Here is a 24,238-nt window from a genome sequence, read left to right as displayed (position 1 = left end):
CACGGTGCGGGTGACGTCGACGTGGAGCGGCCCGCCCTGCCAGGGCTCACCCCAGCCGCTGCTGTCGACGGCCTCCCGGACACGCGGTCCCGGCGGATACCCCGGGCCTCTGCCGAGCGCGGGCTCGGTGCGGTCGGGCCCGATGACGCCCTCGGCCACGAGCCAGGCGACCACGCGCGCGGCCAGCGGGGCGGCCTCCGCCTCGGTGGCATCGCGGTCGACGACGGTCTGGAAGTAATCCCCCACGGCTCCCCCTCCGGCCCTTCCGGCGCCCCGGCCCTTCCGGTGCTCCGGTTGCGATGGCCTCCACTCTGCCACCCGCCTCTGACAGTTCAGGCGGGACGGCCCCGCCGGACGGCGATGACGTTGTCGGTCACGGTCGCCGTCTCGCCGCCGGGCCCGGTGGCGGTGCGCCGGGGTGCGTGGCAGCGCTCGGTGTGCCATCCGTCGTCGAGCCGCAGGGACGCGAGGACGTCGTCGGGGCTGGGGAACCGTACGTCCTCGTGGCCGCCCCGCCAGGACCAGGGGGCGAGCGAGGCGTGCTCGACCAGGACGAGGAGGCCGCCTGGGCCGACGGCTTCGGCGGCGCGCCGGAGGACCTGCTCGCGGGGGATCTCCACCGGGGTGTGGAAGTAGGAGGCGGTGACGAGGTCGAAGGCCCCGTCGGGGAAGGAGCGGGCGAGGTCGTGCCGGCTCGGGTGGACGCGGTCGGTCAGCCCGGCCGCGGCGGCTCCGGCGGCGACGCGGTCCAGGGCGGTCGCCGAGACGTCGACAGCGGTGACGTCCCAGCCGAGCGAGGCGAGCCAGAGGGCGTCGCCGCCGTGCCCGCAGCCGAGGTCGAGCGCACGACCGCCTCCACCGCCCGGTTCGGGGGCCAGGGCGGTGACGACCTCGGCGAGGACGGCGTTGGGCCGGGTGCCCCACCGCGGGTCGACGCCGGCGTAGTGGTCCTCCCAGAACGCGGCGGAGTCGGTGGTGCCGGTGGTGTCGCTGCTCATGGCTGATTCCTCTCGTTAGCCTGTTCCCTGGGGAGGAAGGTGCGCCGCGGCCTGCCCCCCTTGCAAGTTTCCATGCCGTTTCGGCAACCTGGGGGCATGGGAGACACGGCAGAACAGCCACCATCGGTGTCGGGCGTCAGGGACCGGGACGGCGTCCTGGCGGCGGTGGGCCCCCGCCTGCGCGAACTGCGGCGCCGGCACGGCATGACGCTGGCCGAGCTGGCGGAGCGGACCGGCATCAACGAGAGCACCCTGTCCCGCCTGGAGGGCGGCACGCGCAAGCCGACACTGGAAATGCTGCTGCCGCTGGCGGAGGTCCACGCGGTCCCGCTGGACGAACTGGTGGGCGCGCCCCGCACCGGAGATCCGCGCATCCACCTCCGCCCGGTGACGAGGGACGGCCTCACGTACGTACCGCTGAGCCGCCCGGGAGGGGTCCAGGCCCACAAACTGCTGATCCGCCCGAGCCCGGCGGGCACGGAACCGACCCTGCGGACCCACGAGGGCTTCGAGTGGCTGTACGTGCTGGCCGGCCGGCTCCGCCTGATCCTGGGCGAGCGGACGCTCGTCCTGAAGCCCGGCGAGGCGGCCGAGTTCGACACGCATGTCCCGCACTGGCTCGGCCCCGACGACGACCGCACCGTCGAACTGCTCGTCCTCTTCGGCCACCAGGGCGAACGGGCCCACCTGAGGGCCCGCCAGGAGCCTTTGCGAGGATCGGCGGATGGGACACCGTGAGGCAGCATCCGTGAGCCACTCCCCCTCGACCTGGCGACAGCCGTGCCCCGCACCGGCTTCGGCCGAACGCAGCTCCCTGACGAAGGCGGTGGCGGACCGCATACGGAGCCGGGGGCCGGGCCGGCTTCTCGTCGGCATCGACGGCTTCACGGCAGCGGGGAAGACGAGCTTCGGCCACGAACTGGCGGCGCGGATAGCCGAGTCGGGCCGCCCGGTGCTCCGGGCCACGCTGGACGACTTCAAGAACCCGTGGAAGGACCGGCACCTGTACGACCGGGAGTCGGGCGAGGGCTACTACCGCAACGCGTACGACTACGCCTCGGCCAAGCGCCTCCTGCTGGACCCCGCACGCTCGCCGGAGGCGACGGCCTGCGCGCTGTGCTCCCTGGACCCGCTGACGCAGGAGAGCCACGCGGCCGACACGACCCCGCTCGCCCCCGACTCGGTCCTCATCGTGGACGGCGTCTTCGCGTTCCGGCCCGAGATCGACGCGTACTGGGACTTCCGGATCTGGCTGGACGTGGACGCCGAACTCTCCGTACGCCGCGGCGCGGAACGCGACCAGGACTGGGCGGGCTCGGACGCGGAGGCGATCCACCGCGACCGGTACCTGGTGGCGGAGCGCCTCTATCTCGACGAGGTGGACCCCCTGCCGAGGATGGACGCGGTGGTGGACAACACGGACTTCGCGCGGCCACGCCTGGTGTCCGCGAAAGGGCAGGCGGCGTCGTGACGTACGCGGCACAGGTGTCCCACGTCACGCACGACAGCGTGGTCGCCTTCTCCGTCGCGTCGAATCGCCGCTTCACCCGCAGGATCGTCCTGGGCCCTCTCCGGCAGGCGAAGGAGAACGCAGGGCGCGCGGCTCATCCTGGCCGACGATGAACAGAGGAGCGAGTTCTACCGGCTGCGGCGTCGCGAGAACCCGGATTTCTCCAGTCCCCCGCTGACGTACACCATCAGCGAGAGCGACCTGATGCCGCCGGCCCGACCCGGCCGGTGCGACGCCGACGTAAATCCTCGTGCTCCGCCGAGGCACCCGCGCTAGGGTCGCCGTATGAACGTCACCGGCCGAAGCACCACCGCGACCGCGCGAGCGACCAGCTCGCCGGTTGCCGCCGCCTGACGTCCTCTCCCCCGGCGACCGGAAACGGTCCGTCGGTAGTGCCGCGGAGCCTCTGGCCCCGGCCGGGTGACTGAACGGTCCCGTTCTCCGGTGCCTCCCCCCGCTGCCACGCGAAGGAGCCACCCCCATGCGTACGGACCACCTCATCAGGACGTTCGTCGAGTACTACGAAGAACGCGGCCACCGCCGGATCACGGGCTCGACGCTGCTGCCGCCCCCCGGCGACCCCGTCCTCTTCACGACCTCCGGCATGCACCCGCTCACCCCGTACCTGGAGGGCCGCCCCCATCCCCTGGGGAAGCGCCTGGTCAACGTGCAGCGCTGTCTGCGCACCACGGACCTGGACGAGGTCGGGGACGCCACGCACCTGACGGTCTTCGAGATGCTGGGCACCTGGTCGCTCGGCGACTACGGGGGCCCACTCAGCCTCGACTGGGGGTACGGGCTGCTCACCGAGGGCCTGGGCATCGACCCGGGCCTGCTGCACGCCACCGCCTTCGCCGGTGACGGCCGGACGGGTCCGGACACCGCTTCGGTCGAGCTGTGGCAGGGCCTCGGCGTCCCCGTGGAACTCACGGTGGAGGACAACTGGTGGCCGAAGAGCCCGGACGACCCCGGCAGTGGCGGCACCGACGGCCTCGTCGGCCCGTGCGGACCCGACTCGGAGATCTTCTTCTGGAGCGGCGACGGCCCGCCGCGGTCGACGCCCACCCGCGACGACCGCTGGGTGGAGGTGTGGAACCACGTGACGATGACCCATCGCCGACGTGGAGACGGCTCCCTGGTGCCTCTCCCCCGGCGCAACGTCGACACCGGCCTCGGCCTGGAGCGCCTGGCCGCCCTGCTCCAGGGCGAGCAGTCCGTCTTCGCCTGCGACGTCTTCGACCCCTGGCGCCGCCTCGTCCCGCCCCTGTGGCCCCTGGAGGAGCCCGATCTGCGGCTGGTCAGCGACCATCTGCGCTCGGCCGTCGTGGTGCTCGGCGACGGCGTCCGCCCGTCCAGCACCGGCCGGGGCTACGTGCTGCGCCGCCTGGTACGACGGGTGCTCACCGTGCTGTGGCGGCAGGACGCCTCCCGCAGCCTCGGGGACCTGTCGAAGGACCTGGTCCGGCACACCCTGGACCACTTCCGCCAGGACGTCAGCCCGGATGACGTGCTCAGGACCCTGCTCGACGAGGAGCGCCGCTTCGGCCACCTCCTGGAACGCGGCCGCCGCGTCCTTGCCCGCCCCCGCTTCCAGGGCCCGCTGACCGAGGAGGACTTCCACTACCTCCACGACACGCACGGGCTGCCGCGCGACCTGGTGAGGAGCCTGCGCCGGGAGTGAGGACGCACAGCGGACCGTCCCGGCCTGCGGCTCCGAACGAGTGGTCTTGGCGGGACGCGGCGGGGACGCGGCGCGTGTTCCGGTGGCCGGATGGTGTCGTTGCCGTCCGCTCCCCGCCCCGCCCCTCCCCCGCCCCCGCCTGGAAAGGCCCTCCGCCATGCGACGCCGCTCCCCCACCCGACGCCTCCTCGCCGCGACGCTGCTCGCGGCCTCCGTCCTGGCCCCGATGGCCGTGGCACCCGCCCCGGCGGTGCACGCCGCGGGCTTCGACCAGCACGGACAGCACGGCGAGGAGGACTGTCCGCCGGGCGGCCTCGATCCCGCGCTGACCGCCGAGCTGGACCGGACCATCGACGACGTCCGCGAGCAGGCCGGTATCCCCGGTGCCGTCGTCGGGCTGTGGATGCCGGGGAAGGGGAGCTACGTCCACACGAGCGGCGTCGCCAACACGGTCACCCGTGAGCCGATGTCGGCCGACACCCGGATCCGGATCGGCAGCGAGACCAAGACGTTCACGGTCACCGCGCTGCTCCAACTCGTCGACGACAAGCTCGTCAAGCTGGACGACCCGATCTCCCGCTACGTCTCCGGCGTGCGCAACGGAGACCGCATCACCCTGCGCCAGCTCGCCGGGATGCGCAGCGGTCTGTTCCCGTACACCGCCGACGCGGACTTCGTGCACGACCTGCTGAGCGACCCCTACCGCTCGTTCACCCCCCGGGGCGTCCTCGCGTACGGCATGAAGCACGAGAACACCTTCAAGCCGGGCGCGCGGTTCCAGTACTCCAACTCCAACCTCGTCCTGCTCGGGCTGGTGATCGAGAAGGTCACCGGTCAGCGCCTCGACCGTGTCATCCACGAACGGGTGCTGCGTCCCGCCGGGCTGCACAACACGCTCTTCCCGACCGGGGCCGAGTTCCCCGAGCCGCACGCGCACGGCTACACCGACCAGACGCTCAGCGGCGAGACCGAGGACTCCACGGACTGGAACCCCAGCTGGGCCTGGGCCGCCGGTGCGATGATCTCCGACCTGCACGACCTGCGCCGCTGGGCCGAGGTCGTCGCCACCGGGGAGCTGCTGAGCCCCCGGACCCAGGCGCAGCGGCTCAAGACCCTGCCGACCGGGTTCCCCGGGCTCAGCTACGGTCTGGGCATCTTCGACGCCGACGGGTGGATCGGCCACAACGGGTCCCTGCCGGGGTACGAGACGGTCACCGTCTACCTGCCCGCGCAGAAGGCCACGATGGTCATCATGATCAACACGGACTCCCTCAGCGGGGGCCAGGAGCCGTCCACGCTGCTCGCCCGTGCGGTCACCCAGCTCGCCACGCCGGACAACGTCTACGACGGCAGCGCCTCCCAGGGGCGCAACACCCCCTGAGTTCGGGGCGGCGGCCGTGGCCGCCCGCCCGCACACGACAGCGGCCCCGGCGGAGCAGACGCTCCGCCGGGGCCGTTCCCAGCTCACCCGCCCCAGGACGTGGCTGCGGCAGCGTGCGCAAGTCCCCTAGGGACGATCGCGTACGCGCGACACCGGGCTGCCCTGTTTCGGCACCGTGCCGCGCGGGGCCCTCGTCTCATCCGGCGCCCCGGAGGTCTCCGGTACGTCCGCCGGTTCGGGCCGCGCCTCCTCCGTACGTCCGAGCCCACGCCGGGCCAGCCTTCCGGCCGCGGCCCAGAAGCGGTCGGGCAGGAACACCGCGTCGGCGATGATCATCGCGCCGGAGAACAGCGGCAGACCCATGAGTACCGCGATGCCGATATGCATCCCTAGCAGCATCGTCAGGACCGGGTACTTGAGCCTGCCGAACAGCACGAACGGGAAAGCGACCTGGAGGAGCACGGTCAGGTAGCCGATGACCGCGATGGCGAGCACCTGACCGTCCGCCCAGTGCGAGAGCGCGGGCCACGGCTGGAAGAGGTCGAGGTTGAGGACGTAATGCAGCGCGGTCCCGGCCCCCCAGGTGCCGCCCTGGACCTTGTAGAGGCCGGCGGCGCCGTAGAGGAAGCACACCTGGACGGCGATCACGAGGAGCCCGCAGTTGTGCACGGCCGTGACCAGGGTCCGCCCGGCCGCCGCGAGTTGGGGCGGGAGCGGGAGCAGGCGTCGGCCGGAGGGGGCCCGACGGGCCCTCAGGGCGTCCAGGGACCAGCGGCGGCCGGACGCGGTGAGGGTGAGGTAGAGCGCCATCAGGAGGACCAGGTTGTCGCCGCCGTCCGTCATGAAGATCGACCTCGCGTGGAACGAGGCCACGACGACGGCGAAGAGCACGGAGACCGCGCGGGTCCGCCAGCCCAGGAGGAAGAGGATGCTGACGACGAGCGCGGCCGCGTAGCAGAGCTCGAAGTAGAGGCGGCTGTCGGAGAGGGTCAGCACGCTGACCCAGCCGGTCTGGTCGAAGAGCTGACGGGCCAGGTCCGGCGTCCACGGGGAGCCGGGTCCCCAGATCGCGTCCCGGTGGGGGAACTCGCGCACCAGGAAGACCAGGTAGAGCAGCCCGTACCCGATACGCAGGACCGATACGGCGTAGAGGGAGAGGGGGCGTTCGGTCAGCAGCGCCCACGCGCGGCGTGCCGCGCCCGTCACCCGTGCCGCCGGATACGCCGGGCCGTCGGCCGGCTCGCGAGGGCGGGACGGAGTGTTGGCCGTCTCAGGCATCCGATGCCACCTTCCACCAGGGCAGGAGCCGGGTCTCGGCGTCCTTCGCGGCGGCACGGCGGTCACGGTCCGGGCTGCCCGGAGCGGCCACGGGCAGGGTGACGACCCGGAGTTGGATGTTCTCGAACGGCTTGCCGTCGCGTTCGGCCATGCGGTCGGCGGCGATGTTGCGCAGGTACCGCTGCATCATCACGGCCCGGTCCGAGCGCGGGACGTCGTCGCCGCCGTGGAGTTCGACGTAGGACGTCCAGGAGCGACGCAGCATGTTCTGCGAGGTGTGGCTCGGGAAGGCGTTGTGCTCGATGGCGGAGGTGTCCACGGCGGTCAGGTCGGTCCAGTCGCTGACCTGGACCGATCCGTCCGGGGCCGTGTGCGCCGTGCGCGCGGAGATCCGCCGGTTGACGGAGTCCGGGTCGGGGGCGAACAGCCGCCAGTTCTGCTCGAAGAGTGGGTAGATCCAGGCGTCCACCTGGGCGTTGAAGCGCTGCGACACCGTGTTCGACGGTGCCACGTGCAGGAAGACCAGACCGATGTGGACCAGGGCGGTGGCCAGACAGAGCGCCACGGCGCTGGTGAGGACTCCTCTGCGTAACCGGTTTCTCACCTGACTGCCCACCCGACTGCGTACCTGCGTGCGTTCATGTTCCGTCGCGGCTCCACCCAGCACGTGCCCCGCCCTGTTCTGTTCGTCGTCCGTCTTGTGGAAGCGTGCGGCGGGGCAGGAGGACATGCCCCGCCGCACGCCGGTCATCCGGCGGCTCGCGTTCCGCGCCTCCGGTCAGCCCTCGTGGTGTCCGGGACCCTCAGGCTTCTCGCCGTAGCCGCCGTGCTCCTCGCCGGGGCCGTGGTCGCCGGGCCGCCCGTCGCCGTAGCCGTAGCCGCCGCTGTCGTGGCCGCCCGAGTGGCCGCCGGTGCCGCCGCCCTTGCCACCGCCCGAGTGACCGCCGGTGTGACCGCCCGAGTGGCCGCCGGTGCCGCCGCCCTTGCCGCCGCCCGTGGTGTTGCCGGCGATGTTCCCGGAGGTGTTGCCGACGGTGTTCCCCGTGGTGGTCCCTGTGGTGGTCGAACCACCCGGAGTGCCACCGGTGGTGCCGCCGGTCACGACGCCGCCGAGTACTCCGCCGAGCACCCCGCCGGTACCGCCCGTGGTGCCGCCGGTCAGGACGCCGCCGAGCACCCCGCCCAGCACGCCTCCCGTGGTGCCGGTGGTGGTCCCGGTCGTCGTGCCCGTCGTGGTCCCGGTCGTGGTCCCGGTCGTCGTGCCCGTCGTGGTGCCGGACGTGGTGCCGCCGGAGCAGGTGGACCGGGTGATGCGGTTGTTGTCCAGGGTGACCGAGCCGTTACGGGCCAGCGCCCGGCCCTCGATGGTCGCGCCGGTGGTCACGCTGATCGAGGTCAGGGCCAGGATGTTGCCGATGAAGGTCGAATCCGTACCGAGCGTGGCCGAACTTCCGATCTGCCAGAAGACGTTGCAGGGCTGCGCGCCGTTGATGAGGTTGACGCGGCTGGCGGACGCCGTCGTCAGACCGGAGCCGACCTGGAAGACCCACACGGCGTTGGGGTCGCCCTCGGCGTCGAGGGTGAGCGTGCCGGTGAGCCCCAGCGTCGAGGAGGCCGTGTAGACGCCGGGCACCAGAGTCAGGCCCCCGGCGGCAGCGCGGCGTCCGTGGCCTGGCCCGCCGCGTTGTTGTACGCCACCACCAGGTCGGACTTGGCCTGGAGAGCGACGGCGTCCGCCGAGTGCTGGACTCCGTTCACGAGCCCCGGCGGAAATCCGCTGATGGCCGTTCCCGGGCTGACGCCGACGTCCCCGGTGATCACGGTGGGTCCGGTGTTGGTGACCGACTCCCCTGCCAGCACCGCGAAGCTGTCCGCGGTTCCCAGCGGCACGGGCGTGGCGATGGCTACCGCCGGGGACGTCGTCGCGGCCACCATGACTGCGGCGACCGTAGTGGTGAGAGCTGCGGTGAGCCAGGACGAGACAATGCGCCGTACTCCAAGATCAGGAGTTCTGAGCTTCATCAGAAACCGATTTTTCTGTGCGAGGCGGCGACTTCCGAGTCGTTCACGGTTTCCCGGAAGCCCTCGTGTTGTCGGCAGCACATTACGCACAGCGGCAGCTCTTAAACCTGGATAAACAGTGTCGAGCCGGACTTTTTTTCGAGTATTCATTCACGATTATAGGAAATGCCGAGGAGACCGCTTCGGTCTTTTATCGACCATACACGGCGTGAAACGTTTCTCTGCGCTGCAGAAATGTTTACTCGGAAATGCATTCCCAGCCGCCCAATAACCGATCAGGAAATATTCCGTCACATGTTCCCGCCAGAATGAACGAAGTCCCGGCCGTCGGCCGACCTGAAGGGGCCCTCGAAGGCTCAGCCCAAGCCCTCCTCCACCAGCGCCGCCCACTGCGCCACCACCCGCTCCCGGCGGGCCGTGTCGTCGGTGAGGAGGTTGGCGAGGCCGAGGCCGCGGGCCATGTCCAGGAGGCCCTGGACCGTTTCGCGGGTGCCCGGGCGGGACTCGTCCGCGCCGAGGAGTTCGACCGCGATGCGGTGGGTCTCGCGGCCCACCCGCGCCTCCAGTTCCGTCACGCGCGGGCGGAGCTGGGCCTCGTTGGAGGCGGCCACCCAGAGCTGGAGCGCCGCTCGGAACAGCGGACCCGTGTAGAGGTCGACCAGGGCCGCGACCACCTCGGCGCGGCCCTGGACGGGGAGCGCGCGCAGGGCGGCGGAGCGCTCCTCGGCGACGTACTCCACCGCCCCGGTGAACAGGTCTTCGCGGGTCGGGAAGTGGTGCTGCGCCGCGCCGCGCGAGACGCCGGCCCGTTCGGCGACGACGGAGACGGTGGAGCCCGCCCAGCCGTGTTCGGCCAGGCAGGCCACCGCCGCCTCCAGGAGTCGCTGCCGCGTCGCCCGGCTGCGGTCCTGCTTGGGCGCGTGAGCGGACTTCGCCGCGCTGGAAGAGGTCACCGCACCCATGCCGGGTCCCGTCGTTCGAGGAAGGCCGTCATCCCCTCCCTCGCCTCGTCGGAGGCGAACAACGCGGCGGATCGGGCGATGAGGTCTTCGGCGTACTGGTCGAAGTTCCTCAGCACCGTAGCCGTGACCAGCTCCTTCGATGCGGCCAGCCCCTGGGGCGAGGCCCGGCGCAGACCGTCCAGGACCGGTACGAGCGCTTTGTCCACGTCCTCGGCGGCCAGCGTGACCAGCGAGATCCTCGCCGCCTCCGCCGCGTCGAACCGCTCCCCGGTGAGGTAGTAGCGGTTCGCCGCCGTGCGGTCCACGCGCGGGAGCAGGGTGAGGGAGATGACCGCCGGGGCCAGGCCCAGGCGGGACTCGGTGAGGGCGAAGGACGACGTCCCGCCCGCCACCGCGATGTCGCACGCCGCCAGCAGCCCCAGGCCGCCCGCCCGGACATGGCCGGTCACCCGGGCCACCACCGGCTTCGGCAGCGCCACGATCTCCCGCATCAGCCCCACGAACGCCTCCGGGTCCGGCGGAGCGGTCAGGTCCGCCCCGGCGCAGAACGTCGACCCCGTATGGGCCAGCACCACCGCCCGTACGGTGTCGTCTCGGGCGCAGGCCACGAGGGCATCCCGCAACTCCGACACCAGCCGCGCCGACAACGCGTTGCGGTTGGCCGGGGAGTCCAGCGCCAGGGTGGCGATGCCCCGCTCCCCCGTCCGTACGATCAGGGTCACTGTTCCTCCGATGTTCCCGAATGATCCGTCTTCTCACGGTCGCGGAGCTCGCGCCGGAGGATCTTGCCGGAGGCCGCCCGGGGCACCGCCTCGATGAACTCGGCCCGCCGCACCTTCTTGTACGGGGAGACGCGTTCGGCGACGTACGCCATGACGTCCTCCGCCGTCAGGCCCTCCGCCCCCGGCCCCCGGACCAGGAACGCCTTCGGGACCTCGTTGCCCTCCGCGTCGTACACCCCGATCACCGCCGCGTCCGCGACCTCCTCGTGGGTGAGGAGCAGGGCCTCCAGCTCGGCGGGGGCCACCTGGTAACCCTTGTACTTGATCAGCTCCTTCACCCGGTCGACGACGTACAACCAGCCGTCCTCGTCCACCCGGCCGACATCGCCGGTGTGGACCCCGCCGTCCTCGTCGATCATCGCCGCCGTGGCGTCCGCACGGCCCAGGTAGCCCTTCATCACCTGCGGGCCCCGGATCAGGATCTCGCCGTCGGCCCCCGGCTCCGCGTCCTTCGCCGGGTCCTCCAGCGACACGATCCGCATCTCGGTGCCCGGCAGCAGCTTGCCGACCGTGCCCGGCGGCGGCTGCTCGACGGAGAGCGGCACCACGTGCGTACCGGGCGACAGCTCCGTCATCCCGTACGCCTGCCGCACCGGCGGCACCCCCAGCCGGGCCGAACACGCTTCCGCCAACTCGGCGTCGAGCGGGGCGGCGGCACTGACGATGTACTGGAGCGACGACAGGTCGTACTCCCCCACCAGCGGGTGCTTCGCCAGTGCCAGCACGATCGGTGGAGCCACGTACAGACCGGAGATGCGGTGCGTCTGGATGGCCTCCAGGAACTGCGCCAGGTCGAAGCGGGGCAGCACGACGACCGTCGAGCCGCAGCGCAGGGGTACGTTCATCAGCGCTGTGAGCCCGTAGATGTGGAAGAAGGGGAGGACGGCAAGGATGCGGTCGCCCTCGCCCATGGGAATGAACGGTCTCAGTTGCTCCAGGTTGGTCGCGATCGACCGGTGCGTCAGCATCACGCCCTTGGGCGTGCCCGTCGTGCCGGAGCTGTACGGGAGGGCCGCGACGTCCTCGCCGGGGTCGATCGCGATCTTTGGCTCGGGGGCGGTGGAGGACAGCATGTCCAGGATGGAGGTGTGGCCCTCCGCCCGGTCGCACACGTAGATCTCCCTTACCCCGCCCGTGAGTTCGGCCGCACGGCGAGCGGTCGCCAGGAGCGGGGAGACCGTGATGATCCACTCCGCCCCGCTGTCCGCGAGCTGCTTGGCGAACTCCTCGGGCGTGGCCAGCGGGTGGACCGTGGTGACCGAGGCCCCGGCCCGGGTCGCACCGTAGAAGACGGCGGGGTAGGCGATGGTGTTCGGGCTGTGCAGGGCGAGGACGTCGCCCTTCCTGAGCCCCGCCTCGGCGAGCGCGGCGGCGATGCGCCGGTGGAAACCGTCGAGTTGGGCGTACGTGAGGGACATGCCGTTCGTCCCGTCGATCAGGGCGACGGTGTCACCGAACCCGGCGGCCCCGCCGAGAACCGCGTCGTGGATGGGCGTGTCGAGGGCCGTTACGTCTGCGTACTCGCTGCGGAACACCATGGCGGTCCCCTGTCGTCGCGGTCGCCCGCGCCGCCCGGGTGGCGGCGCGGGACGCCGTGCGGGTGTGGAGTGTGGGGGTCAGAATCACCCTTGTGGGGGAGGGATGGGGAGGGGTCGGACAGGATCGGTTCGAGGAGGACGGCCAGGACTCCGCGAGCCCGGCACGATCCGAACGAATGGCGCTAGTACGACTTCGGCAGGCCCAGCGACTGGTGCGAGACGTAGTTCAGGATCATCTCGCGGCTGACCGGGGCTATCCGGGCCACCCGTGACGCGGTGATCAGGGACGCGAGGCCGTACTCCCGGGTCAGGCCGTTGCCGCCGAGCGTGTGCACCGCCTGGTCGACGGCCTTCACGCACGCCTCCCCGGCCGCGTACTTCGCCATGTTGGCCGCCTCGCCCGCCCCGACGTCGTCGCCCTCGTCGTACAGCAGCGCCGCCTTCTGCATCATCAGGCGCGACAGCTCCAGGTCGATGTGGGCGGTGGCGAGCGGGTGCGCGATGGCCTGGTGGGAGCCGATGGGGGCCTTCCAGACCTGGCGGGTACGGGCGTACTCCACGGCCCTGGAGAGTGCGAAACGGCCCATGCCGATGCCGAACGCCGCCGTCATGATCCGTTCCGGGTTGAGCCCGGCGAAGAGCTGGAGCAGACCCGCGTCCTCGTCGCCGACCAGGGCGTCGGCCGGCAGCCGTACGTCGTCCAGGACCAGCTCGAACTGCTTCTCGGGAGCGTGGAGTTCCATGTCGATCCGGTTCCGGCCGAACCCGGGGGCATCGCGCTCCACGACGAACAGGCAGGGCTTCAGCTTCCCGGAGCGGGCGTCCTCCGTGCGCCCGACGATCAGCGTGGCGTCGGCTATGTCGACGCCGGAGACGAAGACCTTGCGGCCCGTGAGGACCCAGTCGTCGCCGTCGCGGCGAGCGGTGGTGGTGATGCGGTGGGAGTTCGATCCGGCGTCGGGCTCGGTGATGCCGAAGGCCATGGTGAGACTGCCGTCGGCGAGGCCCGGCAGCCATCTCCGCTTCTGCTCCTCCGTACCGAAGCGGGCGATGACCGTGCCGCAGATCGCGGGGGACACGATCATCATCAGAAGCGGCGAGCCGGCAGCACCCAACTCCTCCAGCACGATGGAGAGTTCGGCCATTCCGCCGCCTCCGCCGCCGTACTCCTCGGGGAGGTTCACCCCGAGGTAGCCGAGTTTGGCGGCCTCCGCCCACAGCTCGTCGGTGTGGTTGCCCTCGCGGATGACGGTGGTCATGTAGTCGCGTCCGTACCGCTTTCCGAGGGCGGCGACGGCTGCGCGCAGGGCCTGGTGCTCTTCGGCTTCGAGGACGGTGCGTGCGGTGCTCATGCGGTCTCCTCCGGTACGGGAACGGGTACGGGGGTGGCGGCCGGGTCCTCCTGGACCACGGCGAGCAGTGCGCCGACCTCGACCTGGTGGCCAGGCGCGGCGTGCAGGGCGGTGAGGGTGCCGGAGGCGGGCGCGAGGATGCGGTGCTCCATCTTCATCGCCTCCAGCCAGATCAGCGGCTGCCCGGCCTCGACGGGAACCCCGGCGGCCAGGCCCTCCGCGAGGCGGACGACGGTCCCGGGCATCGGGGCGAGCAGGGAGCCGGGGGCGGTGTGCGTGGCGGGGTCGGTGAAGCGGGGCAGGGCGGTGAAGGTGTACGAGGCGTCGGCGGCGTCCACGTGGACCCGCTCGGCGTGGGTGCTGACGGTGAAGTGCCGGGTCACACCGTTCACTTCGAGAGTGACGCGGTCGGGGGCGGCGGTCAGGACCCGGGTGCCGGGGGCCTCGTGCGGTTCCGGGACTCCGGTGCGCGAGGTGCGGTAGGCGACCTCGTGCTCCGTGCCGTCGGGCTCGCTGCGGTAGCGCTTGCGCTGAGGCTGCGAGGTCACGTTGCGCCAGGCCCCGAACCGGGCCGGGGCGGGGCCGCCGGCCGACGCGCCCCGTACGGCCTGCGCCAGGGTGGCGGCGAGGGCGGCGGAGGCGGGGTCACCGGTTCCGGCCCCCGGGGCGGTGAGGTCCGCCAGGTGCCGGTCGTAGAACCCGGTGTCCAGACGGGCCGCCGCGAAGTCCGGGTGGCGCAGCGACCGTACGAGCAGGTCGCGGTTGGTGACCGGGCCGTGGATGCGGGCACTCTCCAGCGCGCGGGCCAGCAGCCGGACGGCCTCGGCACGGGTCGGGGCGCGGGCGATCACCTTGGCGATCATCGGGTCGTAGTGCACGCCGATGGGGTCGCCGCCGGTGTACCCGGTGTCCAGGCGAAGGCCGGGCCCCTCCGGCACCTCCAGAGTGAGCAGCGTGCCCGTCTGCGGCTGCCAGTCGCGGGCCGGGTCCTCGGCGTAGAGCCGGGCCTCCACCGCGTGGCCGGACGGCTGCGGGGGCTCGGGGGCCGGCAGCGGCTCGCCCTCCGCCACCCGTAGTTGCAGGGCGACGAGGTCGAGCCCGAACACCGCTTCCGTGACCGGGTGTTCGACCTGGAGGCGGGTATTCATCTCCAGGAAGTACGGGCGGCCCTCGGCGGAGACCAGGAACTCCACGGTGCCCGCGCCCCGGTAGCCCACCGCCCGGGCGGCTGCCAGGGCCGCCTCGTGCAGCCGGTCGCGCAGGGCGTCGTCGAGACCGGGCGCGGGGGCCTCCTCGATGACCTTCTGGTGGCGGCGCTGGAGCGAGCAGTCCCGGGTGCCGAGCGCCCACACGGTGTCGTGGGCGTCCGCCATCACCTGGACCTCGACGTGCCGGCCGCGCTCCACGTACGGCTCGGCGAAGACCTCCCCGTCCCCGAAGGCCGAGGCGGCCTCGGCCGCGGCGGCGAGCAACTCTCCCGACAGCGCGTCGAGTTCCCGGACGACCCGCATGCCGCGACCGCCGCCTCCGGCCGCCGCCTTCAGCAGCAGCGGCAGGTCGCCGGGGCCCGCAGCCGCCGGGTCCACCGGGGCCAGCAGCGGCACCCCGGCCCCGGCCATCAGCTCCTTGGCCCGGGTCTTGGAGGCCATCAGCTCGATCGCCTTCACCGGCGGGCCCACCCACACGAGCCCCGCGTCCTGCACGGCGGCGGCGAACGCGGCGTTCTCGGAGAGAAAGCCGTAGCCGGGGTGCACGGCGTCCGCCCCGGCGGCCCGCGCGGCGGCCACGACGAGGTCGCCGCGCAGATACGTGTCGGCGGGGGCCGCGCCCGGCAGGCGTACGGCGAGGTCCGCCTCCCGTACGTGCAGGGCGTCGGCGTCCGCGTCGGAGTACACGGCGACCGTGGTGATGCCCAGGTCGCGGCAGGTGCGGAAGATCCGGCAGGCGATCTCGCCCCGGTTGGCGACGAGCAACGTGGTGATGGTCATCCGGGCCCCATCGGTAGCGGTGGTCATCTGGGCCTCACATCCGGAAGACGCCGAAGCCGCCACGGGCGCCCTCGACCGGTGCGGTGTGGATCGCGGACAGGCACATCCCGAGGACGGTCCGGGTGTCGCGCGGGTCGATGACCCCGTCGTCGTACAGCCGCCCCGACAGGAACACCGGCAGCGACTCCGCCTCGATCTGCTGCTCCACCATGGCGCGCAGCCCGGCGTCCGCCCCGTCGTCGTACGGCTGCCCCTTCGAGGCGGCCGATGCGCGGGCGACGATGGAGAGGACGCCCGCGAGCTGCTGCGGGCCCATGACGGCGGACTTGCTGCTGGGCCAGGCGAAGAGGAAGCGCGGATCGTAGGCGCGGCCGCACATGCCGTAGTGCCCGGCCCCGTAGGACGCGCCCATCAGGACCGACAGATGCGGGACCTTCGAGTTCGCCACCGCGTTGATCATCATCGCGCCGTGCTTGATGATCCCGCCCTGCTCGTACTCCTTGCCGACCATGTAGCCGGTGGTGTTGTGGAGGAAGAGCAGCGGGATGTCGCGCTGGTTGGCGAGTTGGATGAACTGCGCGGCCTTCTGCGACTCCTCGCTGAACAGCACCCCCTGCGCGTTGGCGAGGATGCCGACCGGGTAGCCGTGGAGCCGTGCCCAGCCGGTGACCAGGCTCGTCCCGTACAGCGGCTTGAACGTGTCGAAGTCCGAGCCGTCGACCAGGCGGGCGATGACCTCGCGCGGGTCGAACGGGGCCTTCAGATCGCCGGGGACGATGCCGAGCAGTTCGTCCTCGTGGTACTTCGGCGGCTCGGCGGGTCCGGGATCGACGTGCGCCTTGCGCCAGTTGAGCCGGGCGACGATCCGGCGGGCCTGACGGACCGCGTCGTGCTCGTCCACGGCGAAGTGGTCGGCCAGCCCCGACGTACGGGCGTGCATCTCGGCCCCGCCGAGGGACTCGTCGTCGCTCTCCTCGCCGGTGGCCATCTTCACCAGGGGCGGTCCGCCGAGGAAGACCTTGGACTGCTCCTTGATCATCACGGTGTGATCGGACATGCCGGGGACGTACGCGCCTCCGGCGGTGGAGTTGCCGAACACGACGGCCACGGTGGGGATTCCGGCGGCGGAGAGCCGGGTGATGTCCCGGAAGAGCGCCCCGCCGGGGATGAAGATCTCCTTCTGGGAGGGCAGGTCCGCCCCGCCCGACTCCACCAGGCTGATGGCGGGGAGCCGGTTGGCGAAGGCGATCTCGTTGGCGCGCAGGGCCTTCTTCAGTGTCCAGGGGTTCGACGCTCCGCCGCGTACGGTCGGGTCGTTGGCGGTGATCAGGCACTCGACGCCCTCGACCACCCCGATCCCGGTGACGAGGGAGGCCCCCACGGCGTAGTCACTGCCCCAGGCGGCCAGCGGCGACAGCTCCAGGAACGGGGTGTCGGGGTCGAGGAGCAGCTCGATCCGTTCCCGGGCCGGAAGCTTGCCGCGCTTCCGGTGCCGGGTCACGTACTTCTCGCCGCCGCCCGCGAGCGCCTTGGCGTGCTCGGCCTCCAGCTCGGCGAGCTTCTCCACCATGCCGGCCCGATTCGCCGCGTATTCGGAGCTGTTGGTGTCGAGTGCGGTGGGCAGGACGGTCATGCGGTCACCTCCGGGATGGGGCCGTCTGCCAGCAGGGAGACGGGGATGGGAAGCCACCGGGACCGCAGCCACTCCCCCAGCGCCTTGGCCTGCGGGTCGAACCGGGCCTGGGCGGCGACGCCTTCGCCCAGGAGGCCGTGGACGGTGAAGTTCAGGGCGCGCAGGTTGGGCAGGACATGACGGATGACGGTGAGGTCGGCTGTCTCCGGCAGCAGGTGCTTGAACCGCTCGACGCTCAGCTCGTGCGCGAGCCATCGCCACGTGTCGTCGTCGCGCACCCAGACGCCCACGTTGGCGTCGCCGCCCTTGTCGCCGCTGCGAGCGCCCGCGATCAGACCGAGGGGGGCGCGGCGGGTTGGGCCGGAGGGGTACGGGGCGGGGAGCGGCGGGTCCTCGACCTCGGCCAACTCCTGCGTACGGGGCGGCGGTCTCATCTCCTGCCGGGTTCCGTCCGGCAGCACGGCGATGTGCTCGACCTCCGCCGCCGGTACGGGCCGGGCCTCGAACACCCCGTAGGGCGCGCCCTTTCCGGGCGGGGCGGTGACGTGGAACCCCGGGTAGCTGCCGAGGGCCAGTTCGATGGCGGCCCCGGAGACGGTGCGGCCGACCGCCTCGGCGTCCTGGTCGCGGACGACGAGCCGGAGCAGGGCGCTGGCCCGCTCCTCGGTGTCGGCGTCGGCGTGGTCGGTACGGGCCAGCTCCCAGCGCACCTCGGCGGGCGGACGGGCGCCGCCCCGCTCCAGGGCGTCGGCGAACTGGTCGCGCACGAGGCGGGCCTTGGCCTCGACGTCGAGGCCGGTGAGGACGAAGACGACCTCGTTGCGCCAGCCGCCGAGCCGGGTCAGCCCGGCCTTGAGGGTCGGCGGCGGGGCCTCACCGCGTACGCCGTCGATCCGGACCCGGTCGGGGCCGTCGGTGGCGAGGCGCACGGTGTCGAGCCGGGCGGTGACGTCGGGGCCCGCGTACCGGGCTCCGCCGGTCTCGTACAGGAGTTGGGCGGTGACGGTGGAGAGGTCGACGACCCCGCCCGTACCGTCGTGCTTGGTGATGACGGACGAGCCGTCGGCGCGGATCTCGGCGAGCGGGAAGCCGGGGCGGCGGAGGCGGGCGGGGTCGTGCTCGCCGAAGAAGGCGTGGTTCCCGCCGGTCGCCTGCGTACCGCACTCCAGGACGTGCCCGGCGACCACGGCCCCCGCCAGCGCGTCCAGGTCTCCCGGGCCCCAGCCGAAGTGGGCGGCGGCGGGCCCGGTGACCAGTGCCGCGTCGGTGACCCGGCCCGTGACGACGACATCGGCCCCGGCCCGCAGACAGGCGGCGATCCCGGAGCCGCCGAGGTAGGCGTTGGCGGTGAGGAACCCGTCCGGGACGGGCAGGCTGTCGCCCTCGACGTACGCCACGGTGACGGGCACGCCGACCTTGCCCGCCAACTTCCTCACCGCGGCCGCGAGTCCGGCCGGGTTGAGGCCGCCCGCGTTGGCGACGATCTTCACCCCGCGCTCGTGGGCGAGGCCGAGCCCTTCCTCCAACTGGCGCAGGAAGGTGGTGGCGTAGCCCTTCTGCGGGTCCTTGAGGCGGCTGCGGCCGAGGATGAGCATGGTCAGCTCGGCGAGGTAGTCACCGGTGAGGACGTCGAGGGGCCCGCCGGTGAGCATCTCGCGCAGGGCGTCGAAGCGGTCGCCGTAGAAGCCGGAGGCGTTGCCGATGCGGAGGACGGGACTGGGGGCGGGTACGGGGGCGGGAGCGGAGACGGGGTCGGCCTCGGGGGCGCGGGCGGCTTCGGGGACGGGCCCGGCGGCGGCGCTCACCGGTGGCCGTCCCGCTCCGTGCGATCCGGTTGTCCCGGTTGTTCCGCGCGCGGCAGCCGGCCCGGTCCCGGCGGGCCGGCGAAGGCCTGCGCGATGCCGAGCCACTGGTCGGCCTCGCGGCCCTCGGCGGTGACCGCGAGGTCGCAGCGGTGGGCGCGCTGGGTGACCAGGAGGCAGAAGTCGAGGAGCGGGCCGGTGATCCGCTGGGCGGCGCCCTCGGGCCCGTACGCGATCATCTCGCCGTCCGCCGTGTGGAGTTCGACGCGGAACTCCTCCTCGGGTGCGGTGATCCCGCGTACCGCGTAGGCGTAGTTCCGAGCCCGTACGCCGATCCGCGCCACATGCCGGAGCCGGGCGGTCGGGGTCCGGGTCACGCCGAGGGCGTCCGCGATGTCCTGGCCGTGGGCCCAGGTCTCCATGAGCCGGGCGGTCGCCATGGACGCGACGCTCATCGGCGGCCCGTACCAGGGGATCCGGGTGCCGGCCGGGGCGTCGCGGAGGACCTTGTCGAGCCGCGCCCGGCCCTCGCGCCAGCGGGCGAGCAGGGCGTCCGGGGCGTGGGCGGCGACGAGGGCGTCGGCCGCCTCGTCGACGAAGGACTCGGGGGCGGCCAGGGCCTTGGCGACCTCGTCGCCGAACCGGTCCGGCTCGGTGGCGGCCAGCAGGGCGACCTCGTCGGTCCAGCTGAGATGGGCGATCTGGTGGGCGACGGTCCACCGGTCGGCGGGTGTCGGTCCACGCCAGCCCGGCCCGTCCAACACCCCCACGAGTTGGTCGAGTTCGTCGCTCTCTTCGCGCAGATCGTCGATCACGGCTACGACAGCGGACACGTGCGCTCCCCTCGGGACCGGGTGTGGTGCCCAGGAGCATGGCAGCGCCCCGGGAAACAATCAAGCGCGCTTGCATGATTTGCTGCCGCAGAACGCAGGGCGGCACCCACCCCGCCACTCCGCCCCGTCGGCCCCTCGCTGTCCATGGCCGACGTCCCCACCCGCTCCGTCGCGCGGCCTCGCCCGGATCCTGCCCGCCGACCGCTGAGGCTCCTGCGGGGTGGCGGGCGAGCCCCGGCTCACGCCTCGCGTCGCGGAGCCCGCCCGGACCGGCTGCGTACGGCTCCGATGCTCGCCCCGATGACCAGGGCGATGGCGAGGGCGTCCGTCGTGGAGAGGGCCTGGTCCAGGATCAGGAAGCCCGCACCGGCGGCGATGGCCGGCTCCAGGCTCATCATCACGGCGAACGTGGGCGCGGGCAGACGGCGCAGGGCCATCAGCTCCAGGGTGTACGGGAGCACCGAGCTGAGGACGGCCACCGCTGCCCCGAGCGCCACGGTGGACGGAACCGTCAGCTTCGCCCCGGACTCGATGACGCCGAGCGGCAGCGAGAGGACCGCGGCGACCACCATCGCCAGCGCGAGCCCGTCCGCCTGCGGGAAGCGGCGGCCGGTGCGGGCGCTGAATACGATGTACGCCGCCCACATCGCCCCGGCCGCCAGGGCGAAGGCCGCGCCGACCGGGTCGAGGCGGTCGAAACCGCCGCCGCCCAGCAGGACGACACCGACGAGGGCGAGCCCGGCCCACAGGACGTTGATCAGGCGGCGGGAGGCGAACACCGAGAGGGCGAGCGGGCCGAGCACCTCCAGGGTGACGGCGATACCGAGCGGGATCCGGTCCAGCGCCAGGTAGAAGAGCGTGTTCATGCCGCCCATGGCGACACCGAAGGCCAGCACCGTGCCCCAGTCGGCACGCGAGTGGCCGCGCAGCTTCGGGCGGCAGATCACCAGCAGGATCAGAGCGGCGGCCACCAGCCGCAGGGTGACGACGCCCAGCGCGCCCGCCTTCGGCATCAGCAGCGCCGCGACCGCCGAGCCGAACTGGACGGAGAGGCCGCCGGCGACCACCAGCGCGATCGGCGCCAGCGCCGCCCGGCGGTCCGCCCAGGACCGTCCGGCGCCTTCGAGTGCCGTCACCGCTTCGGAGACGGCGACGGCTGCGGCGGCCGGTTCGGCGGCGCTGCGCTGGTCGTTCACGGGAGGGCCTTCCAGGGGCGAGCGAGTGAGTCAGTGCACTGCAATGGACTGGACGGTACAGGATGAGAAACCGTGCCCGCCATGGTTCCCCCTTCACCGTAAGGACGTCCGCGCGTTCCGTGAAATGCCGATCACGCTCCCGTTATGCTCCCGACGCATGAGCGAGGAACGCGCCACCGGCCGCCCCGTGGAACTCCGGCATCTGCGGGCCTTCCTCGCGGTCGCCGACGAGCTCAACATCACGCGGGCCGCGGCCCGCCTCCGGCTGACCCAGCCCGCCGTGTCCCGCACCCTCGCCGCGCTGGAGCGGCACCTCGGGGTCCGGCTCGTCGACCGTTCCACCCACCATCTCGTCCTCACCCCCGACGGCGACGCCTTCCGCGACAAGGCCGCCGCCGCGGTCGCCGCCTTCGACGACGCGCTCGACTCCGGGCGGCTGCGCACCTGGCCGCTGCGGCTCGGGCACGCCTGGTCCGCGTTCGGGCCCTACACCACACCGCTGCTGCGGACCTGGCAGGAACGCTTCCCGGGCACCCCGCTGGAACTGCTCAGGATCGACGACCGCACCGCCGGTCTGACCCGGGGCGAGGTCGACGCGGCGCTGCTGCGCGGCCCGGTGGACGCGCCGGGGCTGGTCGCCGAGGTGCTGTTCACCGAGGTACGGGTGGCGGCGGTGGCCGCGGACGGGCCGCTCGCGGCACGCGCCGCGCTCGAACTCGCCGATCTCGCGGACGGCCCGGTCGTCCTGAACACCGTCTCCGGCACCACCACCGTGGACCTGTGGCCGCCGCACGCCCGCCCGGCCGCCACCCTCACCGTCGGCAACACCGACGACTGGCTCACCGCCATCGCCGCCGGCCGCGGCAGCGGGGTGTCCACCACGTCGACCGCCGACCAGCACCCGCACACGGGGGTCGCCTACCTTCCGCTCGTCGACGCCCCGGCCGTCCCGGTCCTCCTCGCCCGCCGCGACGCCCCGGGCCACCCCGCCCTGCCGGAACTGGCGGCACTGGCCCGGGAGATCGTCGCGCGGGGGTGAGGGGCCCGGGCGCTCAGGGGGCCACGCAGCTCGCGGGCGGCGGCGGGTTGAACCGCGACCTGGCCATCAGCGCCCACCGGTGGGGGACGGCCCGGCGGATCGTGACCACTCGTTCGACGTCGAACTCGATCCTCCTCAGGGCGCCCGGCAGCGCGGCACGGTGGTCCGGATCCCAGTCGATGCGGGCACGGCCGGTCAGCTGGAGCGTGCCGCCCCGTTCCCAGTCGAGGAAGAGCAGCCCGCACGCCGCGTCCAGCGAGAGGTTTCCCAGGGTCATGTAGAAGGAGTTCCCCGGGTAGTCCGGCCAGGAGAGCCTGCGGGGGCCTTCGACCGTCACGAAGCCCGGTTCACCTCCGCGGTGCGAGGCGTCGGCCCCGTGGCCGGGCGCGCGGCTGGCGATGAAGAAGGTGTCCGCCTCCGCGATCCACCGGCGCTCCCGCGGGCCCAGCTCGTGGCGCACGACCGCGGGGGTGTCTCCGGCGGGTGCGTCGGACTCCACGAGATCCCGCTGCTGGAGGTACTTGGGGCAGTTTCCCAGAACCTGTTCCGTGGCGATGTGGAGGCGGCCGCCCTGCCGCCGCGCCACCCCGCTCAGCCTGATCCGCCGGATCGTGCGGGGGTCGAGCGCGAGGACGCCCAGATCGCGCGGGGCGCTGAAGGCGTCGGCCAGGGGGTCGCCGGGAACCGGTGCGGCGTCGACCACGACCTGGTGCGGACCGACCGTGTCGACGAAGCCGGCGGCACCGGTGAGGACGGAGGCCCAGACCGCGCCGTCGGCGTCGGCCGCCCCGAGGAACAGCATGCGCTGCTCCCGCAGGAACACGGCGAACCCCGGCTGGACGGTGTTGTCGAACATGGGCGACCCCCAGCCCGGGTGCCCTTCTCCCGCCCGTCGCTGAACGGCCTGCTCGCCCTCGTGGTGAGGCGATCTGATCATTTCGGTCTCCTCGTGCGGGAGGGAGCGGCCGTCGCAGGCGGGGCCGGGCGGGCGTGAGCGACGCTAACGGCGACACCTCCCCCACTGTTGACCAATCGCGCATGCTTCCTGCCCGAGTTGCGCCCTTTCGGGGTCCGGTGGAAGTGGCCCATCAAAGGTTTCGATGGGCCGTAGAAAACCAGCATGCAGGTATGTTCCCATGCTGACGGATCCACGGAAGGCACGGAAAGAGAGCCACCGCTCAGGCGGCGTCCGGCCGCAACGGAGCGGCCGACATACGCCCGGGCACCGCACTTCGGGCAGGTAACGGGGGAACTCATGCTCTGCACCAGTGAACCGAGCAGACAGCTGGCGGCAACCGGCCGCACGAGACGGAACATACGCATGGACACCGGTCCGGGCGCCGTCGCCGAGCACGGCGATGAACTCGCCGGGACGACGGTCAGCCGGCGTTTCGGCGACGCGTGGGTCTGTGTGGTGGAGGGGGGCCCGGGCGAGGTGAGCAGACCGGGGCGGGCGGGACCGGCGGCCGAGACCTACCTGCGGGTGTTACGTCCGCTCGCGGGAGAGGTCCATGTGGAACAGGACGGCCGCCGGGCGGTCGCCTGCAGCTCCCAGCTCGTCTGCTACGACAGTTCCCGTCCGCACCGGATCTCCATGCCGGAGGACCTCCGCATGGTGACGCTCGCCCTGCCGCACCGCTCGATCGGCCTCACGCCCAAGGAGTCGGACCTGCTCACCGCGAGGGTGTGGCACGGTTCCCAGGGGCTCGGCGCCCTGATGTCGGAGCTGCTCGCCGGACTGGAGCGGTACGGCGAGGAGGTCGACACCGCGATCGACCTGCTCGGCGGCAGCGTCGCGGGGCTGGCGGGCGCTCTGTTCGCCGAGCGCATCCGCAGTGCGGCGGCCGCGACGGGCGTCGGCCGCCAGACCCTGATGGTGCATGTGCAGGCCTTCATCCGTGACAACATCGCGGTCCCGGAGCTGAGCCCGGTGACCGTGGCCCAGCAGCACAACGTCTCGCTGCGCTATCTGCAGAAGATCTTCAACGAGCACAACACCAGCCCCGCGCGGTGGATCAGGGACGAGCGGCTCGCCCGCTGCCGTTCCGAACTGGCCGATCCCGGCCTCGCCCACCTCTCCATCGCGGCGATCGGCGAGCGCTCGGGTTTCTACGGGGCCTCGCACTTCAGCCGGCTGTTCCGGGACCGCTACGGCGTCACACCCCGGGAGTACCGCAAGACCATGCGGCCGTCTGCTCTCACCGCCTGACGCCCTCCGCCGCTCCCCCCCTCCCTCACGCCGT

At 72.5% G+C, this 24,238-nt stretch carries 21 protein-coding genes; 6 read left to right on the top strand and 15 right to left on the bottom strand.

Features of this window, described 5'->3' with window-relative positions; all coding sequences use genetic code 11:
- Positions 1-332 precede the first annotated feature (332 nt).
- Positions 333-998, bottom strand: coding sequence for an SAM-dependent methyltransferase (locus tag RNL97_RS19065; RefSeq protein WP_030591486.1), 666 nt, complete (start codon positions 996-998; stop codon positions 333-335).
- Positions 999-1,094: 96 nt separating this feature from the next.
- Here RNL97_RS19065 and RNL97_RS19060 point away from each other — a divergent pair, with 96 nt between their 5' ends.
- The 4 genes from RNL97_RS19060 to RNL97_RS19045 all read left to right on the top strand — a co-directional run bounded on the left by RNL97_RS19060 (position 1,095) and on the right by RNL97_RS19045 (position 5,570).
- Complete coding sequence (locus RNL97_RS19060; protein WP_050500193.1) at positions 1,095-1,736, top strand: helix-turn-helix domain-containing protein; 642 nt, start codon at positions 1,095-1,097, stop codon at positions 1,734-1,736.
- Between the two features lie 10 nt (positions 1,737-1,746).
- Complete coding sequence (locus RNL97_RS19055) at positions 1,747-2,469, top strand: nucleoside/nucleotide kinase family protein (RefSeq protein ID WP_234313505.1); 723 nt, start codon at positions 1,747-1,749, stop codon at positions 2,467-2,469.
- A 520-nt stretch (positions 2,470-2,989) separates the two neighbouring features.
- Complete coding sequence (locus tag RNL97_RS19050) at positions 2,990-4,189, top strand: alanine--tRNA ligase-related protein (RefSeq protein WP_313750980.1); 1,200 nt, start codon at positions 2,990-2,992, stop codon at positions 4,187-4,189.
- A 157-nt stretch (positions 4,190-4,346) separates the two neighbouring features.
- Entirely contained in the window at positions 4,347-5,570 is a 1,224-nt protein-coding gene (locus RNL97_RS19045; RefSeq protein WP_032766583.1) for a serine hydrolase domain-containing protein, read from the top strand.
- Between the two features lie 126 nt (positions 5,571-5,696).
- Here RNL97_RS19045 and RNL97_RS19040 read toward each other — a convergent pair whose 3' ends face one another.
- From RNL97_RS19040 to RNL97_RS18980, 13 genes are all read right to left on the bottom strand, one after another.
- Entirely contained in the window at positions 5,697-6,848 is a 1,152-nt protein-coding gene (locus RNL97_RS19040) for an HTTM domain-containing protein (protein WP_106978464.1), read from the bottom strand.
- Complete coding sequence (locus RNL97_RS19035; protein WP_050500192.1) at positions 6,841-7,413, bottom strand: DUF5819 family protein; 573 nt, start codon at positions 7,411-7,413, stop codon at positions 6,841-6,843. Before RNL97_RS19035 ends, RNL97_RS19040 begins: the two co-directional genes overlap by 8 nt.
- 213 nt (positions 7,414-7,626) lie before the next feature.
- Positions 7,627-8,481 carry an ice-binding family protein gene (locus tag RNL97_RS19030; RefSeq protein ID WP_313750978.1) on the bottom strand — a complete coding sequence of 285 codons (855 nt, stop codon included), beginning with the start codon at positions 8,479-8,481 and terminating at the stop codon, positions 7,627-7,629.
- Positions 8,482-8,486: 5 nt separating this feature from the next.
- Positions 8,487-8,783, bottom strand: a complete 297-nt coding sequence (locus tag RNL97_RS19025; protein ID WP_313750977.1) for an ice-binding family protein — start codon at positions 8,781-8,783, stop codon at positions 8,487-8,489.
- Positions 8,784-9,226: 443 nt separating this feature from the next.
- On the bottom strand, positions 9,227-9,832 hold the full coding sequence (locus RNL97_RS19020) for a TetR/AcrR family transcriptional regulator (protein WP_030591464.1): 606 nt from the start codon (positions 9,830-9,832) through the stop codon (positions 9,227-9,229).
- Positions 9,820-10,554, bottom strand: a complete 735-nt coding sequence (locus tag RNL97_RS19015; protein WP_030591461.1) for an enoyl-CoA hydratase family protein — start codon at positions 10,552-10,554, stop codon at positions 9,820-9,822. The genes RNL97_RS19020 and RNL97_RS19015 overlap by 13 nt, the downstream gene beginning before the upstream one ends.
- Positions 10,551-12,152 carry a 4-coumarate--CoA ligase family protein gene (locus RNL97_RS19010; protein WP_313750976.1) on the bottom strand — a complete coding sequence of 534 codons (1,602 nt, stop codon included), beginning with the start codon at positions 12,150-12,152 and terminating at the stop codon, positions 10,551-10,553. The genes RNL97_RS19015 and RNL97_RS19010 overlap by 4 nt, the downstream gene beginning before the upstream one ends.
- A 182-nt stretch (positions 12,153-12,334) precedes the next feature.
- The gene (locus RNL97_RS19005) at positions 12,335-13,504 is read right to left on the bottom strand and encodes an acyl-CoA dehydrogenase family protein (protein ID WP_243314723.1); all 1,170 of its coding nucleotides are present in this window, start codon (positions 13,502-13,504) and stop codon (positions 12,335-12,337) included.
- Complete coding sequence (locus RNL97_RS19000; RefSeq protein ID WP_030591451.1) at positions 13,501-15,492, bottom strand: ATP-binding protein; 1,992 nt, start codon at positions 15,490-15,492, stop codon at positions 13,501-13,503. The genes RNL97_RS19005 and RNL97_RS19000 overlap by 4 nt, the downstream gene beginning before the upstream one ends.
- Positions 15,493-15,526: 34 nt before the next feature.
- Positions 15,527-17,125 carry an acyl-CoA carboxylase subunit beta gene (locus RNL97_RS18995; RefSeq protein ID WP_030591447.1) on the bottom strand — a complete coding sequence of 533 codons (1,599 nt, stop codon included), beginning with the start codon at positions 17,123-17,125 and terminating at the stop codon, positions 15,527-15,529.
- On the bottom strand, positions 17,122-18,828 hold the full coding sequence (locus tag RNL97_RS18990; RefSeq protein ID WP_243316372.1) for an acyclic terpene utilization AtuA family protein: 1,707 nt from the start codon (positions 18,826-18,828) through the stop codon (positions 17,122-17,124). The genes RNL97_RS18995 and RNL97_RS18990 overlap by 4 nt, the downstream gene beginning before the upstream one ends.
- Positions 18,829-18,926: 98 nt before the next feature.
- Positions 18,927-19,760 (bottom strand): TIGR03084 family metal-binding protein, encoded by an 834-nt coding sequence (locus RNL97_RS18985; RefSeq protein ID WP_313750975.1) that lies wholly within the window; start codon positions 19,758-19,760, stop codon positions 18,927-18,929.
- Positions 19,761-19,999: 239 nt separating this feature from the next.
- Entirely contained in the window at positions 20,000-20,956 is a 957-nt protein-coding gene (locus RNL97_RS18980) for an EamA family transporter (protein WP_243314719.1), read from the bottom strand.
- Positions 20,957-21,113: 157 nt separating this feature from the next.
- On the opposite strand from RNL97_RS18980, the gene RNL97_RS18975 reads away from it, so the two are divergent.
- Entirely contained in the window at positions 21,114-21,995 is an 882-nt protein-coding gene (locus RNL97_RS18975; RefSeq protein ID WP_030591434.1) for a LysR family transcriptional regulator, read from the top strand.
- A 13-nt stretch (positions 21,996-22,008) separates the two neighbouring features.
- Here RNL97_RS18975 and RNL97_RS18970 read toward each other — a convergent pair whose 3' ends face one another.
- A complete protein-coding gene (locus tag RNL97_RS18970) occupies positions 22,009-22,932 on the bottom strand; it encodes a PNPOx family protein (protein WP_030591431.1) in 924 nt (307 codons plus the stop codon).
- Positions 22,933-23,316: 384 nt separating this feature from the next.
- Here RNL97_RS18970 and RNL97_RS18965 point away from each other — a divergent pair, with 384 nt between their 5' ends.
- On the top strand, positions 23,317-24,204 hold the full coding sequence (locus RNL97_RS18965; RefSeq protein WP_050500191.1) for a helix-turn-helix domain-containing protein: 888 nt from the start codon (positions 23,317-23,319) through the stop codon (positions 24,202-24,204).
- Positions 24,205-24,238 lie beyond the last annotated feature (34 nt).

This window comes from Streptomyces parvus (assembly GCF_032121415.1).
GTDB classification, from domain to species: Bacteria; Actinomycetota; Actinomycetes; order Streptomycetales; family Streptomycetaceae; genus Streptomyces; species Streptomyces globisporus_A.
This window is presented reverse-complemented; position numbering and strand designations above follow the sequence as displayed.

Bases quoted from the DNA above. Each gene is read 5' to 3' on its own strand.
- RNL97_RS19040 (WP_106978464.1), bottom strand. From the start codon at position 6,848: ATGCCTGAGACGGCCAACACTCCGTCCCGCCCTCGCGAGCCGGCCGAC.
- RNL97_RS19000 (WP_030591451.1), bottom strand. From the start codon at position 15,492: ATGACCATCACCACGTTGCTCGTCGCCAACCGGGGCGAGATCGCCTGC.
- RNL97_RS18975 (WP_030591434.1), top strand. From the start codon at position 21,114: ATGAGCGAGGAACGCGCCACCGGCCGCCCCGTGGAACTCCGGCATCTG.
- RNL97_RS18970 (WP_030591431.1), bottom strand. From the start codon at position 22,932: ATGATCAGATCGCCTCACCACGAGGGCGAGCAGGCCGTTCAGCGACGG.
- RNL97_RS19020 (WP_030591464.1), bottom strand. From the start codon at position 9,832: ATGGGTGCGGTGACCTCTTCCAGCGCGGCGAAGTCCGCTCACGCGCCC.
- RNL97_RS19045 (WP_032766583.1), top strand. From the start codon at position 4,347: ATGCGACGCCGCTCCCCCACCCGACGCCTCCTCGCCGCGACGCTGCTC.
- RNL97_RS19050 (WP_313750980.1), top strand. From the start codon at position 2,990: ATGCGTACGGACCACCTCATCAGGACGTTCGTCGAGTACTACGAAGAA.
- RNL97_RS19065 (WP_030591486.1), bottom strand. From the start codon at position 998: ATGAGCAGCGACACCACCGGCACCACCGACTCCGCCGCGTTCTGGGAG.
- RNL97_RS18995 (WP_030591447.1), bottom strand. From the start codon at position 17,125: ATGACCGTCCTGCCCACCGCACTCGACACCAACAGCTCCGAATACGCG.
- RNL97_RS19010 (WP_313750976.1), bottom strand. From the start codon at position 12,152: ATGGTGTTCCGCAGCGAGTACGCAGACGTAACGGCCCTCGACACGCCC.
- RNL97_RS19025 (WP_313750977.1), bottom strand. From the start codon at position 8,783: ATGGTGGCCGCGACGACGTCCCCGGCGGTAGCCATCGCCACGCCCGTG.
- RNL97_RS18965 (WP_050500191.1), top strand. From the start codon at position 23,317: ATGGACACCGGTCCGGGCGCCGTCGCCGAGCACGGCGATGAACTCGCC.
- RNL97_RS19060 (WP_050500193.1), top strand. From the start codon at position 1,095: ATGGGAGACACGGCAGAACAGCCACCATCGGTGTCGGGCGTCAGGGAC.
- RNL97_RS19005 (WP_243314723.1), bottom strand. From the start codon at position 13,504: ATGAGCACCGCACGCACCGTCCTCGAAGCCGAAGAGCACCAGGCCCTG.